General features: G+C 41.1%; 15 protein-coding genes and 1 rRNA gene. All 16 read right to left on the bottom strand.

All coding sequences use genetic code 11. The features are described 5' to 3' along the window. Nucleotides 1-208: ribosomal RNA gene (locus PAUR_RS04105) — 16S ribosomal RNA — on the bottom strand; the annotation flags it as partial. A 694-nt stretch (nucleotides 209-902) separates the two neighbouring features. After that, complete coding sequence (locus PAUR_RS04100; RefSeq protein ID WP_192506542.1) at nucleotides 903-1760, bottom strand: tetratricopeptide repeat protein; 858 nt, start codon at nucleotides 1758-1760, stop codon at nucleotides 903-905. Between the two features lie 58 nt (nucleotides 1761-1818). Continuing rightward, nucleotides 1819-3732 (bottom strand): DNA topoisomerase III, encoded by a 1914-nt coding sequence (locus tag PAUR_RS04095; RefSeq protein ID WP_192506541.1) that lies wholly within the window; start codon nucleotides 3730-3732, stop codon nucleotides 1819-1821. Nucleotides 3733-3959: 227 nt separating this feature from the next. Beyond that, nucleotides 3960-6080: a methyl-accepting chemotaxis protein gene (locus PAUR_RS04090; RefSeq protein WP_192506540.1), complete on the bottom strand. Its 2121-nt coding sequence runs from the start codon at nucleotides 6078-6080 to the stop codon at nucleotides 3960-3962. A gap of 195 nt (nucleotides 6081-6275) precedes the next feature. Beyond that, complete coding sequence (locus PAUR_RS04085; RefSeq protein WP_192506539.1) at nucleotides 6276-6608, bottom strand: Na+/H+ antiporter subunit G; 333 nt, start codon at nucleotides 6606-6608, stop codon at nucleotides 6276-6278. A 9-nt stretch (nucleotides 6609-6617) separates the two neighbouring features. Continuing rightward, complete coding sequence (locus PAUR_RS04080; protein WP_010365913.1) at nucleotides 6618-6887, bottom strand: K+/H+ antiporter subunit F; 270 nt, start codon at nucleotides 6885-6887, stop codon at nucleotides 6618-6620. Then, on the bottom strand, nucleotides 6881-7417 hold the full coding sequence (locus PAUR_RS04075) for a Na+/H+ antiporter subunit E (protein WP_192506538.1): 537 nt from the start codon (nucleotides 7415-7417) through the stop codon (nucleotides 6881-6883). Before PAUR_RS04075 ends, PAUR_RS04080 begins: the two co-directional genes overlap by 7 nt. Then, on the bottom strand, nucleotides 7418-8935 hold the full coding sequence (locus PAUR_RS04070) for a monovalent cation/H+ antiporter subunit D (RefSeq protein WP_192506537.1): 1518 nt from the start codon (nucleotides 8933-8935) through the stop codon (nucleotides 7418-7420). Further along, nucleotides 8932-9279: a Na+/H+ antiporter subunit C gene (locus PAUR_RS04065; protein ID WP_192506536.1), complete on the bottom strand. Its 348-nt coding sequence runs from the start codon at nucleotides 9277-9279 to the stop codon at nucleotides 8932-8934. The genes PAUR_RS04070 and PAUR_RS04065 overlap by 4 nt, the downstream gene beginning before the upstream one ends. Further along, complete coding sequence (locus tag PAUR_RS04060; RefSeq protein WP_192506535.1) at nucleotides 9279-12071, bottom strand: monovalent cation/H+ antiporter subunit A; 2793 nt, start codon at nucleotides 12069-12071, stop codon at nucleotides 9279-9281. The genes PAUR_RS04065 and PAUR_RS04060 overlap by 1 nt, the downstream gene beginning before the upstream one ends. A 263-nt stretch (nucleotides 12072-12334) precedes the next feature. Next, a complete protein-coding gene (locus tag PAUR_RS04055) occupies nucleotides 12335-13417 on the bottom strand; it encodes a hypothetical protein (protein WP_192506534.1) in 1083 nt (360 codons plus the stop codon). 34 nt (nucleotides 13418-13451) lie between these two features. Continuing rightward, entirely contained in the window at nucleotides 13452-14330 is an 879-nt protein-coding gene (nlpI, locus tag PAUR_RS04050; protein WP_192506533.1) for a lipoprotein NlpI, read from the bottom strand. A gap of 107 nt (nucleotides 14331-14437) precedes the next feature. After that, on the bottom strand, nucleotides 14438-16564 hold the full coding sequence (gene pnp, locus PAUR_RS04045) for a polyribonucleotide nucleotidyltransferase (protein ID WP_010365900.1): 2127 nt from the start codon (nucleotides 16562-16564) through the stop codon (nucleotides 14438-14440). A gap of 224 nt (nucleotides 16565-16788) precedes the next feature. Next, nucleotides 16789-17058: a 30S ribosomal protein S15 gene (gene rpsO, locus PAUR_RS04040; protein ID WP_010365898.1), complete on the bottom strand. Its 270-nt coding sequence runs from the start codon at nucleotides 17056-17058 to the stop codon at nucleotides 16789-16791. A gap of 108 nt (nucleotides 17059-17166) precedes the next feature. Then, on the bottom strand, nucleotides 17167-18102 hold the full coding sequence (gene truB, locus PAUR_RS04035; protein WP_192506532.1) for a tRNA pseudouridine(55) synthase TruB: 936 nt from the start codon (nucleotides 18100-18102) through the stop codon (nucleotides 17167-17169). Next, entirely contained in the window at nucleotides 18102-18500 is a 399-nt protein-coding gene (rbfA, locus tag PAUR_RS04030) for a 30S ribosome-binding factor RbfA (protein WP_010365895.1), read from the bottom strand. Before rbfA ends, truB begins: the two co-directional genes overlap by 1 nt. Between the last annotated feature and the right edge of the window lie 33 nt (nucleotides 18501-18533).

The following is an 18533-nucleotide window of genomic DNA, read 5'->3' as shown; positions in this document are numbered from 1 at the left end:
GAAGGTCCCCCACTTTGGTCCGTAGACGTTATGCGGTATTAGCAGTCGTTTCCAACTGTTGTCCCCCACCAAAAGGCATATTCCCAAGCATTACTCACCCGTCCGCCGCTCGTCAGCAGATAGCAAGCTATCTCTGTTACCGCTCGACTTGCATGTGTTAGGCCTGCCGCCAGCGTTCAATCTGAGCCATGATCAAACTCTTCAATTAAAAGTTTTGTTGAAACCCTTTACTAGAAAGTATTTCGTGCTCATTGAATTCTGATTTTGATTCTTTCGAATCGAATTGACTGTGCTGCAATAAATAAATTTATTGCTGTTGGTCACTCAGTTTCTCCGAAGAGAAAATCAATTGAGACTCTAAATTTTTTTGCTTGCTTCAATCTAAGAAAGAAGTTTCGCTGTTAGAACTCAATCTGTACGAGTGCCCACACAGATGATTGCTTCATATTTTTAAAGAACGGTTCCTGTTTAAAACAGGGCGACGATTAAGCGCTATGCTTTATCTCGCTAGGGCTGCGCATGTTACGCTTTCCTATTTTTTTGTCAACACTTAAATTCAATGTTTTCATAAAGAAATTTTAAATTTAAGTTTTACTCGACGTTGACTGCGTTTTGCTTTGCTAAGTTAGCGTAGCGCTCCGTGTCAGTGGGGTCGCATTATAGGGAGATGAAGAAAAAGCGCAAGCCTTTATTTCAATAAAATTACAAAAACATACACTTCGCTTAAAAAGCATACCAAACACCTCAAAACAGACAGAAAAAGTAACAGTAACGTCATATTTCTAGCTACTTTTCTTGCGAGGGAAGTTAAGTATTGTCTATATTTAGCAATACGCAAACATAAAAAGCAAAAAAGCCGTTAATTCTCATTAACGGCTTTTATATCTGAACTCATGTTACGGCTAATATAACAAGCTATACAATTTCCTGCGGTAGGTTGCCGCTAGCGCATCACCATCAGGTAAAGAAGCGACTATATCTAAATACTGTTTTTTAGCGTCACCAAAGTTTAAATCTTTTCTTAGTACAGTAAACAGTAACTCGAGCGCTTGCTCTTTTTTGCCCGTATCATTAAATAATGAGGCTAGCTCTACTTTAATGTCGTTATTATCAGGTTCTGCTTCTAACGCTTTGCTCAGAGTTTGGATTTCAGGAGACTCTTGCGCTTGCAGTGCTTGTGCTAGTTTAGCCACTAGGTTTTGGTAATATGCATCACGCTCTTCTTCAAAAATGCTATCAAGCAATGCTTGACCGTCATCTAGCTTCTGGATCTGAATACAAATATCTGCCAATACTAATTTAACCCGCGAATTAGTTGGGTCTATTTCATACGCTTGTTTAGCAAAATTAAACGCACTGTTTTGGTCATCACTTTGCAGAGCTTGCTTTGCTTGATCTAACAGCAACATCTCAGGTTTCGGTAAATGATTGGCAAGCGCCTTTTTAATATCTTCTTCCGTTTGCGCACCTGGCAGCATTTCAACAGGCGCACCATTTTTTAGCATCACTAACGTAGGTAAAGCTTGCAAGTTTATTTGCTGTGCTAACTGGCTTGCTAATGCTTGTTGTAAATCGCAGTCTACCGTCGCAACAATAATGTGGTCGGTATAAGTCACAGCTAGGTTAGTCAAAATTGACGCTTGGGCAACACAATCAGGGTTTTGCCCGCTGAAGAAAGTAAGCAATATTAATTTTTCTTGGTTTTGCTCACCCAATGTTTGTTGAATATTTTCAGGCGTTAATTGAATTTGGTTACTCATATTTACTTTCTGTGATGTATTTTCTTCTTATATAGTGTCAAAAATCTTATTTACAAGCTTAACTTTTCGCCTTTGTCCGCTTTTTCCCTCTACGCTTGAATGTCCTCGGTTTAGACAACCTTTTCAAATCTGGGTTATAAGCAACCATCGCACTGTCGACGAACTCACCCAGTTGAGACAACAAAGGGGCCATAAACATCTGATAAGTACATTCCTTATTCGCTATTTGTGCTAAATTTAGTTCCCATAACGCGGTTCTGTCGGGTAGAGTGAGTGATTCTGGTAACATAGTGATCATCGCTTGCCCTAACTCAGTTGATCTGATCTGCTTTGCATTACGCGTTAAAAATCCACGTGTAAATAACAACTCTATAATACCTGCTCGAGTGGCTTCAGTCCCAAGCCCATCAGTCTCTTTCAATATCTTTTTTATGTCTTTGTTTTGAACGTACCGACTGATCCCTGTCATCGCAGCCAAGAGTGTTGCATCGGTATAATATTGTGGAGGTTGAGTATGCTTTTCTTGAATTTTGGCATCGTGACAATGTAAACGCTGCCCTTTCACCAAAGGCGGTAAATAAGTAGATAAGTTATCCTCATCATCACTGGCTTTACCAAACAATACTTTAAAACCAATCTCATTGACTTGTTTTGCCTTCGCGATGAACAACCCACCAGCAATCATAATTTCAGCTTTGGTTTCATCATAGCTAAACGCAGGGTAAAACTGTGCTAAATATTGCCTGCTGATCAGGCCGTATATTTGTTGCTCTTGATAGCCTAGCTGTGCGGACTTCAACTTTTTACTGGTCGGAATAATGGCGTGGTGTGCAGCGACTTTTTTGTCATTCCAGCATTTTGACTTTAACGACAGGTTAGCGGCATCCACTTTAGATTGCTCACACCCGTTGTTATTTACCATTGCTGCCACCACCGACTCTCTTTCTTTATAATGCCCCATAGGTAAGTATCGGTTATCTGAACGTGGGTAAGTAATGAGTTTATGCTTCTCGTATAACCCTTGGCATATATCAAGAACTTGTTTGGCTGACATACCAAACGCTTTGCTGGCATCAATTTGTAATGCTGATAGGTTATATGGTAAAGGTGCAGTTTGTTTTTTTGGCTTTTTTTCAATTTCGATGACTTCACCAACTTGCCCTTTTATGCGTGTCGCTACGTTTTCAGCGAGCGCTTTCAACAACACCCTTTTCTCTTCGTCCATATATGGCTCACAAGCTTCACTCGGTTGCCATTTAGCTGAAAAGTTACTTTTGTCATCGGTTTCTAAGCTGGCAAATACTTCGTAAAATGGTTTAGATACAAAGTCCGCAATTTCAGCATCTCGCCTAACCACTAAGCCAAGTACCGGAGTTTGTACTCGCCCTACAGAAAGCACCCCTTGAAAACCTGATTTTTGGCCAGCAAGTGTATACGCACGAGTGAGATTCATGCCAAATAACCAATCCGCTCTTGCACGCGCTAATGCTGAAACACTCAAAGGAACAAAATTCTGATTAGGCTGCTGTTGACTAAGCGCCTTTTTAACAGCCTGTATATTTAGGTCACTAATAAGTAACCTCTGAGTATTTTGTTTTTGCCGTTCTGATAGCCCAACAAACTGCAATACTTCATCAACTAGCAGTTGACCTTCCCTGTCTGGATCGCCCGCATGCACAATCGTCCCAGCCTTTTTTATCAGCTTTTTAAGTACACCGAGTTGCTTTTTCGTTTTTGGCTTGGCTTTAAACTGCCAGTCCGTTGGGACTATAGGTAGGTCTTGTTGCAGCCACTTTTTATATTTAGGATCATAATCATCAGGTTCTGCTTGCTCAAGCAAATGACCAATACACCACGAAACAATACTGCCATCACTCGCTTCTATAAAACCATCCTGCTTCTTCTGCGGCTTTGGTAATGCATCTGCAATCGCTCGACCTAATGATGGTTTTTCCGCTATATAAAGTTTCATATATCTACTTAGGGTGAATAACTGTATAAATTAACAGTTATTCTATTCTAAGTTTTATGTAGATGCCAGTTTAGAAACTCTAGTGTCAAACACTGTCGATTATGCATGCCTATAACAGAGCTGAAATTTCAGGTCGCACATAATTGAAGTGCAAAAGGCGGAATGATGCACCATCTAGCATTGTCATAAATATCACCCCTTATATCATTTACTCCAAAAAATAATCGCTACTGCTTCGTTTTTAACAAATTAAGCTGAGCGTGCTTTTGCTCAACAATTTCAGTCATCATGCTCGCCGCTTGCTCAACTTGATCAGCTAACAATGAAAGCTCTGCAGCAGCATCCGCAATACTTGTCGTATTCGTGTTTATTTCCTCAGTGACCATACTTTGCTCTTCTGCAGCTGTGGCTATTTGGGTCACCTCATTAGAAATGCTCGTCAACGCCGACACCATAGAACTCATCGCTTGCGATGACTGTTGACTGTAATCAACAGCTTGCTCACCTTTAGCAACTGAGCTTTCAATTATTCTTTCTGAACTTGCGACTTCAGACGTCAAATTATCAATCAGCTTGCTTATATCATCAGTGGAAGCTTGTGTTTTCGATGCTAACGCTCGTACTTCATCCGCAACAACTGCAAAACCACGACCTTGCTCACCAGCCCTTGCAGCCTCTATTGCCGCATTTAAGGCGAGCAAATTAGTTTGCTCTGCTATAGCTCTAATCACATCAAGTATTTTTGATATATCACGACTGCGCTCAGCGACTTTAATAATTGCTTGTTTTGCTTCTATTACTTGTGATGCCATTCCTTGTACCGTTTCGGTTGTTTTTATAATACCAGCTTCACTCTCTCGCACCTGATTTGTTGCATCATTAGTGCTGCTCGCAGCTTGCTCTGACGAACGTGCAACCTCAGAGGCCGTGGCACTTAATTCATTAATAGCAGTAACCACACTGTCTATTTCAATATGCTGATTCGCTACTTTGTTCTTTATATTGATAGCAACTTCCGTCGTGTTAAACGATTGCTGGTAAGATTGCTCTGCTAGCAACTTTAAATCATCGATCATATTTCTGAGTTTATTTGTGAACGCATTAAATCCTTTCGCTACTGCAATAAGCTCTGCATGTTCACTGACCTCCAGTGCATGGGTTAAATCACCTTCACTTGACGCTAAATTTTCCACTCTATTTTGAATATGTGTCAATGGCTTAATAATGGTATTAACCAATATCACCGTTACTGCAATACCTATAGTTGCAATCATCAACCCAACGAGCATCATCCACTGACCAAGTGCATCTGTCGATTCAGCTAATTCCTCAGCCAACTTATTTGCATTGTTTAAAACAGCTGATTTAGGCAATTCAATAACTAATGACCAGGTTGTTTCTGCCAACGGAATATCAATAGGCACTCCGACAGCAATGTCGTCTTCAAATTGAACAAAGCCTTTACCACTATGTAAAAGCTTTAATGTATTGGCCCGCGTTTCTCTAATTGATTCACTTAAAGGCCTTGCCAATTTATCATAATGACTTGCTCCGACCACAAGACCTAACTCACTTAACAGCGTAACTTTGGCTTTGCCGTCGTACAACGCGCTTGATAATTCATCGACTAATTCCTGAAAAATAGGTAAATTCACATCCACACCTACCAATCCCCTAAATCGCCCGCCATTATTTACAGGGACTGTTAAGGACGTCATCAAAGTGTTATTTCCAGGTGTAACCTCATATAAGTAAGGCTCCATGATGCACGGTGCATTTTTATCCCTCGCACATAAATACCACTCAGCTTCACGTAAACCAAATTCATTACGCCTATCAAGATATTTATCGCCTGCAGATGCCACTGTTTGCTGAGTAACTCCGGATGCGTCTTGCGTAAAATACAATTCCAGCGTGCCAGCTCCCTTTACGGAATGTGACGCACCTGAGGTATATTGATTATCTAAATCATCATAGCCATTGCTTTCAAACTGAGCATACATAGATGAAACAGATTTATTCTGAGTTAGCGCCCCCGAAAGTGCTAGCTGTACAGCTTCTCTATCTAATGGAGCGCTAACACTGGTGCTATTTAAAACACCTGCAAACGTATAAGGGATCCGATACGCCTCATTAATAAAACCTGCAACTTGCTGTGCATAATATGCACTTTGAGCGATTAAGTTATGTTGAATCTCAGTAAATAAAACCTGCTGTACCCTATCGTTTTGCACGGTATTTTCTTCTTTTAGATGAAGCCACGTAAACACAGTTAACGTAGTAACCAATACCGAAACTAAAATCCCAACAAAAACCAGTAACTTCCCACGGATAGAAACTTGTTTCATAGCTAACCTTAATATGACTTGTTTAACCCTCCCATTGAAGTTAATTAATTATTTCAGCAATGACAAGGGGTTAAATAAAAAATTATCCGCATTTTCAACTTAGTATACAAAATGTAAAAATTCATACTCATTAAATAAAAAAACGAGACCAATCAAATCAGCCTCGCTTTATTTCATTTTTCGATAACTAGTGACCTAAACGTCATCTTCGATATTGTCTTTTCCTGATGTGCGTTTAATACTTTCAAGTTTATGATGAATTGCAGATTTAATTAACATATACCCGCTGATTGGAGCTGTAAGTAAAAGAAATATAGAAATCAGTATTTCTTTTAAACTCAAACTTTCCCCTGTGGTACTAAAAAAAACCATTGCCGCGGTTAGCAGACTGGCCATTCCCAAAGTAGTGGCTTTTGTTGGCCCATGCAAACGCATAAAAAAATCAGGCATTTTAACTAGCCCAATTGAACCGACCAAAACAAAACACCCACCAATCAAAAGCAATATTGAAATAATATACTCAGCCATAACTGCCCCCTATTCTATTATATCGCCACGTAGTAAATACTTACATACAGCCACGGTGCTAACAAAACCCAGCATCGCAATAAGTAATGCCGCCTCGAAATACAAAGCTGTGCCCATACTCATTCCATATAAAATAATTAATGCAATACTATTAATATACATCGTATCCAATGCCAAAATTCTATCTGGTACTGAGGGCCCTACAACCAAACGCCATAGGTTTAGTAACAGTGAGATACCTATCATGGCAAAAACTATCAAAATTACCGTTTCTAGCATTCGAATATCTCCTTCAACGGCGCTTCATATCGCTGCTTAACTGTCTGTATCAAAGCCTGTTCATCTTGTAAATTCAATACATGGATCAATAAGTACCGTTCGCTTGGGTCTTCGCCTTCAGGTAAAGACTCTAACCAAGGATACACTTCGGCACTGACTGTCCCTGGCGTGAGAGATACCGTACTCGCCAAAATGGTAATCGGCATACTATGCGTTAAATCTAACGGCACCTTAACAAAACCTGGATTGAGTTTTTTTGTCGGCCCAAGAATTAAGATAGCAACTTGTACATTGGCGGTAATGATATCATAGAGCACCAATAACAAATGACGCACAGCTAAGCCTGGCTTCACAATAAGCGGTTGAGGTGTTCTAAATGGGTATGTTGCCAATGGAATCAAAATGGCGAGTATGGTACCTAATACAATATGCCCAAGTGACAATGTATTGTTAAGAAGCAGCCATACAACAAATAGCAATAAACTACGAAACGGGGTCGGTAGCCAACTAAAACGAGCTTCTAAACGCATTTACTGACCTCCTTCTAATATAGTTGATATTGTGCCTCGAAAATCATGTAATGCTGTCGCTGCATTTAACGCATACTCACTTGCAGGGCCTGCAAACAATGCCATGAGTGGCGCACTTGAAAGCAAAATAATCAACGCAACTAATTGTGCAGGGTGGACTCTCACCTGCTCGTGGCTATCATTTGTATTGCCTTTATGATGCCAAAAAACAGTACTACCGGCTTTTGAGATCCCGACTAATAAAGCTAAGCTAGCCAATAAGTACAACGGCCAAAACACCATGCCATATTCACTATCAAACGTCGCTTTCAGTAACCAAATCTTTGCAATAAAACCAGACATCGGTGGCATACCAATCGCAGCAACCGCTGCAACAACAAAACCAAACCCAAGAAGGATTGGTTGTGTGACGGGCCTGCCTACCGTGATCCTATCGGCCACTTTACCACGTTGTCGACCGATAAGATCTGCTAATATAAACAAGGCTGCAGTGACCAATGTGGAATGAACTAAATAATATATCGCAGCAGCACTGGCTTCGACCGTTTGAACTGCAACTAACGCAACAAGTGTTCCAACAGATACAATGACTAAATTGGCAACCAACTTACGCAAATCCTGACTTGCCAGTACACCTATAGCTCCCATGGCAATAGTCGCTAACGCCAACCACCATAACCAATTTTGTGCCATATGGCTTAACTCACCCGCCTCATCTCCAAAAATCAGCGTGTATACCCGCATCATAGAGTACACACCTACTTTAGTCATAATCGCAAATAAAGCGGCAACAACAGGCATAGCGGTAGCATAAGTGTTTGGTAGCCACAAGTGTAGCGGCAAAAGCGCCCCTTTTAACGCAAAAACAACCAGTAACAATAAGCCACCAATCTTTGCAAGATAAACATCATCACCTTCTAAAAATGTGACTTTTTGCGCCATATCTGCCATGTTAAGCGTACCCAACACGCCATACAGTACACCTAATGCAATAAGAAATACCGCTGAACCAACTAAGTTCATAATTACATATTGTAAGGCTGCTCGGGTATTTCTCTTGTCTCCTCCATGCATTAGCAGTGAGTATGATGCAATAAGTAACACTTCAAAAAATACAAATAAATTGAAAGCATCTCCCGTTAAGAAGGCACCATTCACTCCGAGCATTAAAAAATGTAAAAGTGGATGAAAGAAGCTGCCATTTTCATCATCACCAGCACTCGCATATAAAGCACATACAGTACAGAGAATACTGGTTAAACATACGAGTAATGTCGACAAGGGATCTGCAACCAAAACAATACCAAAAGGAGCCGACCAATCACCGATAGCATAAACCGCGGTGCCCTGTTGTTGAACTTGGAGCAGCAAAAGAATCGATACGAGTGAGGTAATGACCCCCATCACAACGGACGCAACTCGTCTAATTGCTACATTTTTACCACACGGTGGCATTAATAAAATAACCCCTGCCAACATAGGCAGTAAAACAGGTAAAGATGTCAAATGCTGGATCATGCTTTGCCCTTTTTATCTTTCTCTGGTACCTGACCATTCACGTGGTCATTTCCTAAATCTGCCCGGCCTCGAATTGCTAAAATAACGACAAACGCGGTCATCGCAAAGCCAATCACAATCGCCGTTAAAACCAGAGCTTGTGGTAATGGATCGGCATAATCACTGCTATATCCTAATACTGCGGCTTGGTTTAAACTTAACCTTCCTGATGAAAACAAAAATAAATTTACGGCGTATGACAGCATGGTCAGTCCAAGTACAACGGGAAATGTTCGTGAGCGCAAAATCAAAAACACGCCGCACGCAACTAATAAACCCACGCAAGATGCATATAATAATTCCATTAGACTTTCACCTCATCTTTATGTGCACTTGCAGTGAGCTTACCTAAACTCGCAAGGATCATTAACGTAGCACCAACTACGGTAATATAAACGCCTAAGTCAAACACCAATGCACTCGCAAGCTCAATTTTACCGATTAATGGAATATCAAAATATTCAAACCATGTTGTCATGAATGGTCGACCAAAGACCCAACTACCTACTCCCGTGAATAGCGCTATTGCAATACCTGAAGCAATAATTTTACGATAATTGATAGTGAGTCGCTCAGCAATCCAGTGAGAGCCGTGCGCGATATATTGCAATATAAACGCAATCGCCGTTACTAGACCAGCAATGAACCCACCTCCTGGTAAGTTATGACCCCGTAGGAAAATATAAAATGACACAAGTAATGCAAGCGGCAATAGTGACTGCGAAATACTGGCTAACAATAGTGGGTAACGCTCTTTCGCCCAAGGTCGACCTTCACTATCACTGCCTGGCATAAATAACGGAAGGTTGACCAATAACTTGTAAATACCCAGTGCAGCAATACCTAACACACAAATTTCACCTAGCGTATCAAACCCACGGAAGTCAACTAATATAACGTTAACCACATTGGTCCCGCCACCACCGGTCTTTGCATTAGCTAAGAAAAAGTCAGATATAGATTCAAGTGGGCGTGTAATGAGTGCATAACAAATACTACCAACAACAACCCCGATTGCTGATGCAATCCCCAAATCTCGCAATACCCGTATTGAACTTGACTCTTTTGGTGAGCGTTGCGGTAAAAAGAACAGCGCAAGCATTAGTAAGATAATCGTCACAACTTCTACAGTAAGCTGCGTGAGTGCTAAGTCTGGTGCCGAAAAGCGCGTAAACGCCACAGATACCATCAAACCAACCACAGATATCATTAACAATGATACCATACGCGAGCGGTGCCAAATTACCGTTCCAATTGCACCAATCATCAATAGAGCAGCACCAATGCCATTATGCACATCCACTGGGGTAGGCTGCTTACCACCTACAAGTTGACTCATTTCAAATAAAGGCCAACCAGCACTAATGAGCACCACCATTAACATTAGCATTAAATAACGCTGTAAAGAGCCATTTTCAATGGCACTTATTTTACGCTGACACCATTTAATCATCACATAAACGCTACCATCAAATGCCTTCTTAGCATTTAATGGAGGAAGTGACGCTTGAAATTGGAACAAATACTTACGCTGTGTATAGATCAGTAAGCCACCACAGACAGCGATACCACTCATTAAAAGAGGTAAATTAAAACCATGCCAAATCGCAATTTTAAACTCTGGCACATAACCACCAAGCACCGCTGTAGAAGCTGCTTTCAAAATACCATCAACCACAAAATGTGGGAACATGCCGACGACTAAACAAAGCGCAACTAGCACCTCGATAGGTATGCGCATATAACGTGGTGGTTCACTGGGCTCTTTAGGTAAGCTCACGGGCTCTCCATTAAAGAACACGTCATGAATAAAGCGGGCTGAGTAAGCAACAGAAAATGCTGCAGCCACAGTAGCTAGTACAGGTACAAGCCACGACATCGAACCGAGTAGCTGTTGATGCAAAGTCTCAGCAAAGAACATCTCTTTTGACAAGAAACCATTTAATAACGGTACACCCGCCATGGCCGCTGCTGCAACCATAGCCAACGTGGCCGTATAAGGCATAAATCGCCACATGCCATTGAGTTTACGCATATCTCGCGTACCCGTTTCGTGGTCGATTATTCCTGTCGCCATAAATAGCGACGCTTTAAACGTTGCATGGTTAATAATGTGAAATATGGCCGCTACTGTCGCCAATTCAGTATCTAAACCAAACAACAGAGTAATTAATCCTAGATGACTAATTGTGGAGTAAGCCAACAACCCTTTCAAATCATGTTTAAAAAGTGCGACATAAGCCGCAAACAAAAGCGTAGCAAGACCCGTTAAGCCAACCAATATAAACCAAAGTTCAGTTCCAGCCAATGCCGGGTAGAATCTAGCTAATAAGAAAATGCCCGCTTTTACCATAGTCGCAGAGTGTAAGTAAGCACTTACAGGTGTTGGTGCTGCCATCGCATGCGGTAACCAAAAGTGAAATGGAAACTGTGCGGATTTTGTGAAAGCACCAAGTAATACAAGAATAAGCGTCACTTCATATAAAGCGTGCTCTTGTATAATCGCCCGACTTGCGAGTATGGTATCTAAATTATAGCTACCAACAATATCACCAAGTAAGAGTAAACCTGCCAATAGCGCCAAACCACCACCACCAGTGATAGTTAACGCCATACGGGCGCCCTTGCGTGCTTCTGATTTATGCCACCAATAACTGATCAGCAAAAATGAGCTAATACTGGTTAACTCCCAAAACAACCACAGTTGTAATACATTGTTAGACATAACAATGCCTAACATAGCAGTCATAAAGAGCATTAAGTATGCATAGAGCTTAGGCATAGAATCTTTAGAGCTCAGATAATAACGCGCATAAAAAATGACTAATATACCAATACCTAAGATCATAAAAACAAATAACAGAGCGAGTCCATCTAGCCTAAATGACAGGTTAAGCCCCAATAAAGGCACCCACTGTGCACTATAACGGATCACTTCACCCGCAAACACAGCCGGAGCCAAGTTTACTGTCATCGCAAGTGCAATAACTGGCATTAACAAGGTCAACCCAGTCGATTGATTACGTGTTAATTTACCCGTTAATGAAGAAATAATACTGCCGAATAAGGATAGCAAGGGTATCCAAAGCAAAGTCATAGAGTAAACCTTTTATTATTACGTCGTCTAAGTACGACCGTACACCATATTTAGTGTGCTGCTTTATGTCAGATGTAAAAGAAACTCATGTTCATTTTCACCACACAAAACTAACCATAGTTATACTGTATTAGTGTTTGAGTTGTCTATAGTTTCAGGTTCTAGCTGGTTCTATTTTAGCCAAGATTAACAAACAATTCAGATATATTTCATATATCACAAAATCCGCATACGATTATTTAAATAAGACAGTCAAACTAAATCTACCGCGCTGAACGCTTTTTCTGATACTCAGCATTAACCGCCTGTTGCCATAATATTCTATATTGTTCAGAAAGCGGCTTACTTTGATATTCCATAATGCTCCACTCATCACTTGGCTTAAAAGCCTGCAACCCACCTTTGTTGCATGTATTACTTCTTTGCCATCCTCGTGGCGCACTTGTCGCTTCACCAACATATAAATTTGGAGCATGCTGTCCGGGCGCTGCGCATAGCCAAAGAGCTTTACTTTCCGGTACTGGATATTCATCTTCAAAGCCACTAAAGTGCATTAACTCATGTAAAAATACCGCATAACTACTGCGTCCATTCAACGTCATCATATTACCACGCACATTCGCGTATCCATTTCGAGTCAAAACAACCAATTTATCTGCTTGGTGCAGTAAACTTGGAAATACATCAACTAATAACTCAAATTTACAGTGTGCAAACTGCTCATTTTTGGTTGAACACTCAGCTACATTACCAATGTACATCGGCTCACTGAAACAGTAGCTCATCGCACTTGGCTCTGGTGTTTGATTATATTGCAGTCTAAGCCCGTTCAATTTTTCTAGTCCTAAAAGATGATCGGTCAGTAACAAAACTTTATTGATACATCGCTTTGAAAAAGAAATTTGACTTGATGGCTTTATGATGTTGTGCGCAGACAACCGTGCAGAACTTAACCCCAGTGGTGATATGCCACGATGCAGAGCAAGCCAATCTTGATAGTATATAGGTAAGGCTCGATATACGGCCACATCACTCATTTCATTGACTCTATTAGCTTTTTTTAACACTTCAAGTAAGCGTAAAAACTGCGATAGAGGTACTTCTTGCAAATAACGCTGCCAATACAATTTACTTGATTTAAAATCATCCCTTTTGGCATGTCTAATGGCCCATTCAAAACCAATATCAGGTACCTCTAATACCAACAATGCATTGATAGTTTTATTTGGCAACTCCCTAAGCGCAAACGTATTGTCTAATTGATAAAAAGCATTTGGAAACTGGGTCAAGAAGTTGGAGCGTTCATAAGGTGTTGCTAACTGAGGATAATGGCCACTTTGGGCCATTAAAAGCAAACAGCTTATCGCAATAAATATCTGTCTAGCTTGCGTTTTCACTGGCCCAAATATCTAATTCTAAACGTGCGTATTTGTACTCTATAAACTCAGATACATTCGTTGATAATGCTAATTTAAAAAAGTCAGCTGCGATATGCTCATTACCTTGGAATTGATACAGTTTTGCTAAATAAAAATACGCTTCACATAGACGTTCCGAATACTCTTGCTGATTTTTTACACCGACACTAATTTGTTGCAAAAACTGCTCTTCTGATAGCTCGCCTAAATACAATTTAACAAGTTGTGATGACCATTCTGCGTCGTTAATTGCTTGCTGATTCGCTTTTAAAGTCGCTTTAGCAATAATTGGGTCGTGTTTTAACTGTGCCAAATACAGCCACATGACGCGGTATGCATCTTGTGGAGAGCGCGCTAAAAAGGCACTTAAATCATCGCTAGCTAAATCTATACGGTTATCGTAGTACAATGCAATTCCGCGATTTAAATAGGCATATTCATGACGTTCATCAAGCTCTAAAACTGCCTCAAACATTTCATATGCTTTTCCATACTCTTGCAATAAAGTGTGATGAATGCCTAAAAAATTATAAGCTTCGGCTAAGTCAGGTTTCATCTTTATTGCTCGATTGAAATCAATTCTTGCTAAAGTACTTAAACCTAGACCATCGTAAAGTCTACCTCGATTGTAATAAAGCTGTGCTCTTTGCTCTGTCGGTAAATCTGTTGCCAGCAATAATTCCGAATAACGCGCGACACTAATTTCATTGCGAAAGTTAGTCTGTAGAGGCGCACTGAAAGGAACTGTTACGATAGATGCTTTAATCTGTTCTGGCGTCGAGTTACAACCAGTTAGCCCTGCTAATATAAGGGGTAAAACTATGATGGATTTTAAATTCATATCCTTCCTTTTGCTAGCCTAAAAACAATAGGTGAACCAACATTAGAACATAAAAAAGGGGGCCAATCAGCCCCCTTTTACATAGTAAATAACTTATTTACACAAAATTACTCAGCAGGCGCTTCTGGCGCTGGCGTAGCTGATTGCTCTAACGCTTCTTTAATGCTCAGACGTACGCGACCTTGACGATCTACTTCTAGTACTTTAACTTTCACTTCTTGACCAACAGTTAAGTGGTCGCCGACGCTGTTAACTCGCTCAGGGCTGATCTGTGAAATATGAACTAGGCCATCTTTACCTGGTAATACGTTTACAAACGCACCGAAGTCAACGATACGTACAACTTTACCATTGTAGATAGTGCCAACTTCTAGTTCAGCAGTAAGCGCTTCAATGCGAGAGATTGCATCTTTTGCACTTAGGCCATCTGTTGCTGCAATTTTAATCGTACCATCGTCTTCAATTTCAATCGTTGTGCCCGTTTCTTCAGTTAACTGACGAATCGTAGCGCCACCTTTACCAATTACTTCAGCAATTTTCTTCGGTGGGATATTCATTGTATAAATACGAGGTGCAAATTCAGAAAGCTCTTCTGAAGGTGCTGCAATTGCTTCATCCATCACTGATAGAATGTGTAAACGCGCTGCTTTAGCTTGTTTAAGTGCAATTTGCATGATCTCTTTGTTGATACCTTCAATCTTGATATCCATCTGCAATGCAGTAATACCCGCTTCAGTACCGGCTACTTTAAAGTCCATGTCACCTAAGTGATCTTCGTCACCTAGAATGTCAGAAAGAACAACAAAGTTTTCTTCTTCTTTAACTAGACCCATCGCGATACCCGCAACAGATGCTTTGATTGGTACACCTGCATTCATTAGCGCAAGTGACGTACCACATACAGAAGCCATTGAAGAAGAACCGTTTGATTCTGTGATTTCAGATACCACACGGATAGAGTATGGGAAGTCTGTCAATGTTGGCATTACAGCTTGAATACCACGCTTTGCAAGGTTACCGTGGCCGATTTCACGACGCTTAGGTGAACCAACAAAACCAGTTTCGCCTACACAGAATGGAGGGAAGTTGTAGTTAAGCATGAAGTGGTTTTTATGTGTACCAGTTAAATCGTCGATTAACTGTGAATCACGTTCTGTACCTAAAGTAGCTGTAACTAGCGCCTGAGTTTCACCACGAGTGAAAATAGCAGAGCCGTGAGTACGTGGTAACACACCTGTCATTACGTCAAGTGCACGAACCATATCTGGTTCACGACCATCAATACGCTTCTCGCCAGCAATGATACGGCTACGTACGATGTTCTTCTCTAATGCACCAAATAATTTACCAACTTCTTGCGTATCTAACGTTTCGCCTTCAGCTAGTTCAGCAGTAAGAGCTTCAACCACACCTTCTTTTGCTGCAGTTAGTGCTGTTTTACGCTCTACTTTGTCTGTGATCAAGTAAGCTGCGCCTACTTTATCAGCTGCGAGTGCTGCAACTTTGTCTGATGCTGCAACGTTTTTCTCTGGTGCAGTCCAATCCCAAGTAGGCTTGCCTGCTTCAGCTTTAAATTCATTGATGGCAGTGATGATCGCTTGAGATTGCTCATGACCATACACAACTGCACCAAGCATTACGTCTTCTGGTAATACATCTGCTTCAGACTCAACCATAAGTACCGCGTTTTCAGTACCAGCAACAACAAGATCAAGCTTACTTTCTTCAAGCTCTTTTAAAGTTGGGTTTAGTACATACTGGTCATCGATATAACCAACGCGTGCAGCACCAATTGGGCCACTGAATGGAATACCAGAAATAGCAAGAGCGGCTGAAGTACCAATCATCGCAACCATATCAGGTTGGATTTCAGGGTTAACAGAAACAACCGTTGCAATAACCTGTACTTCGTTTACGAAGCCATTCGGGAAAAGAGGACGAATTGGACGGTCAATAAGACGCGCAATCAATGTCTCGCCATCGTTTGGACGACCTTCACGCTTCAAGAAACCACCTGGGATACGACCCGCAGCGTACATACGCTCTTGGTAGTTAACTGTGAGTGGGAAGAAGTCTTGACCCGGTTGTGCGTCACGCTTACCTACAACAGTAACAAGTACTGAAGTATCGCCGATGCTTGCTAGTACTGCGCCATCTGCTTGACGGGCAATCGCGCCAGTTTCGATTGTGACCGTGTGTTGGCCTAGTTGAAATTCTTTAATAATTGCTTGCACAAATATTTCCTTAAATAAAACAAAATATAGACGCCAACTAGTACCAATTACAGTCTTAAATAGACTAAACAATCTATTTAAGCACTACAATTGGCAAAAGCGCTGGCGCTGACTTAGCCCAATGCTAAGCGGGTGTTAGTATACGTGGAGAACACCCACAAAAAAAGGGGCTTGAAAGCCCCTTTTTTAATGTTAGCTAAAAAAGCCAACAATCAATCAAAAGATTAGCGACGTAGGCCAAGCTCTTTGATTAGCGCTGAGTAACGCTCAACGTTTTTACCTTTAAGGTAATCAAGTAATTTACGACGTTGGCTAACTTTGCGAAGAAGACCACGACGTGAGTGGAAATCATGCTTATGATCAGCGAAGTGACCTTGTAGCTTGTTGATGTCGAAAGTAAGAAGTGCTACTTGTACTTCAGGTGAACCAGTGTCGCCTTCAACACGTGCAAATTTAGCAACGATTTCTACTTTTTCTTGAGTACTTAGTGACATAATAACTCCAAAATTAATTTAAATTGTGCTTAAGCCGATCACTAATTCAGCAAAAGCGAGTAAGCGGCGCGCAGTATAGCAATATTCACCGCATGAGACTAGAAAAAACTATTGGTTAGTTGCAAGTGCGCGTTTGGCTTTTAAATGGCCATCTGGGTTACGTTCACCAATACCAATAAACTGCCCATCTGCAACCACTTTAATAATACCCTCAGGTACCGTGCCACATACCACAACCTGACCATGGCTGAATGCCACACCTTGCTCCGCCGAGATCTCAACCACGGGTAAATCAACCAAAGCAGTGTCCATCGGCAACAGTAATTCATCTAGGTATGTTGAAGGTTCAACCCCTTCTGTTTTTGCTTGCTGTAGTTTCTCTTCGAGTTGTTCAATCGTGACCATTTGCTCACTTGGATAATGGCCCACTTTTGAACGATGCAACATAATGACATGCGCACCACACCCTAGTTTCTCACCTAAATCATCCACGATGGTGCGAATATATGTACCTTTAGACACATGCGCTGTCATCTGAATTTCTTCATTTTCAGCATCATATTCGTCAAGCGTTAGACTATATACATTTATTTTTCGACACTTACGAGGTACTTCAATGCCCTCTCTGGCATATTTATATAAAGGCTGGCCTTGATATTTTAATGCTGAATACATTGAAGGGTACTGATCAGTTTCACCCAAGAAACCTGTAATTTCTTTTTGTAAACCATCAAGTGTGATATCTACAGGGCGTGTTTCAACCACTTCACCGTCAGAATCAGAGGTGGTTGTGCGTTCGCCTAGCTTGGCACGCACAACATAGGTTTTATCAGTATCTAATAAAAACTGTGTGAACTTGGTCGCTTCACCAAAACAAATGGGTAGCATGCCTGTTGCCAGTGGATCTAATGCACCGGTATGACCTGCTTTTTGCGCAAAGTAAATGCCTTTCGCTTGTTGCAACGCTTTATTCGACGAGATCCCTTCAGGTTTGTGCAAAAGCACGATGCCATCAACCGGACGACCTTTTGAACGTCTTGCCATTACTCTTGCTCATCCTCCGATGACTCAGGTCCGCGCTTTTCGTTATCATCACGAATAACCGAATCAACAAGGTTTGAAATACGCATACCTTCAAGTAACGAGTTGTCTACCACAAAACGTAGTTCTGGCATGATACGCGCACGAATACGCTTACCTAGAATAGAACGAATATAGCCCGTTGCATCATTTAAGATGGCAACACTCTGCTTAGTCTTATCTTCATCACTGGTATTCAATACCGTAATAAAGATTTTTGCGTAAGATAAGTCTCTTGATACTTCAACCGCAGAAACCGTCACCATGCCTAAGCGTGGGTCTTTAATTTCGCGTTGTAATATCACAGCAATCTCTTTTTGGATTTGCTGGCCAACTCTATCTGTGCGAGAAAATTCTCTCATCTTCACCACTTATAAATTTTAACTTATTGAAAA

The organism is Pseudoalteromonas aurantia 208 (genome assembly GCF_014858725.1).
Lineage (GTDB): Bacteria > Pseudomonadota > Gammaproteobacteria > Enterobacterales > Alteromonadaceae > Pseudoalteromonas > Pseudoalteromonas aurantia.
The sequence above is the reverse complement of the archived record's forward strand: the minus strand, read 5'-3'. Positions and strand labels throughout refer to the sequence as shown.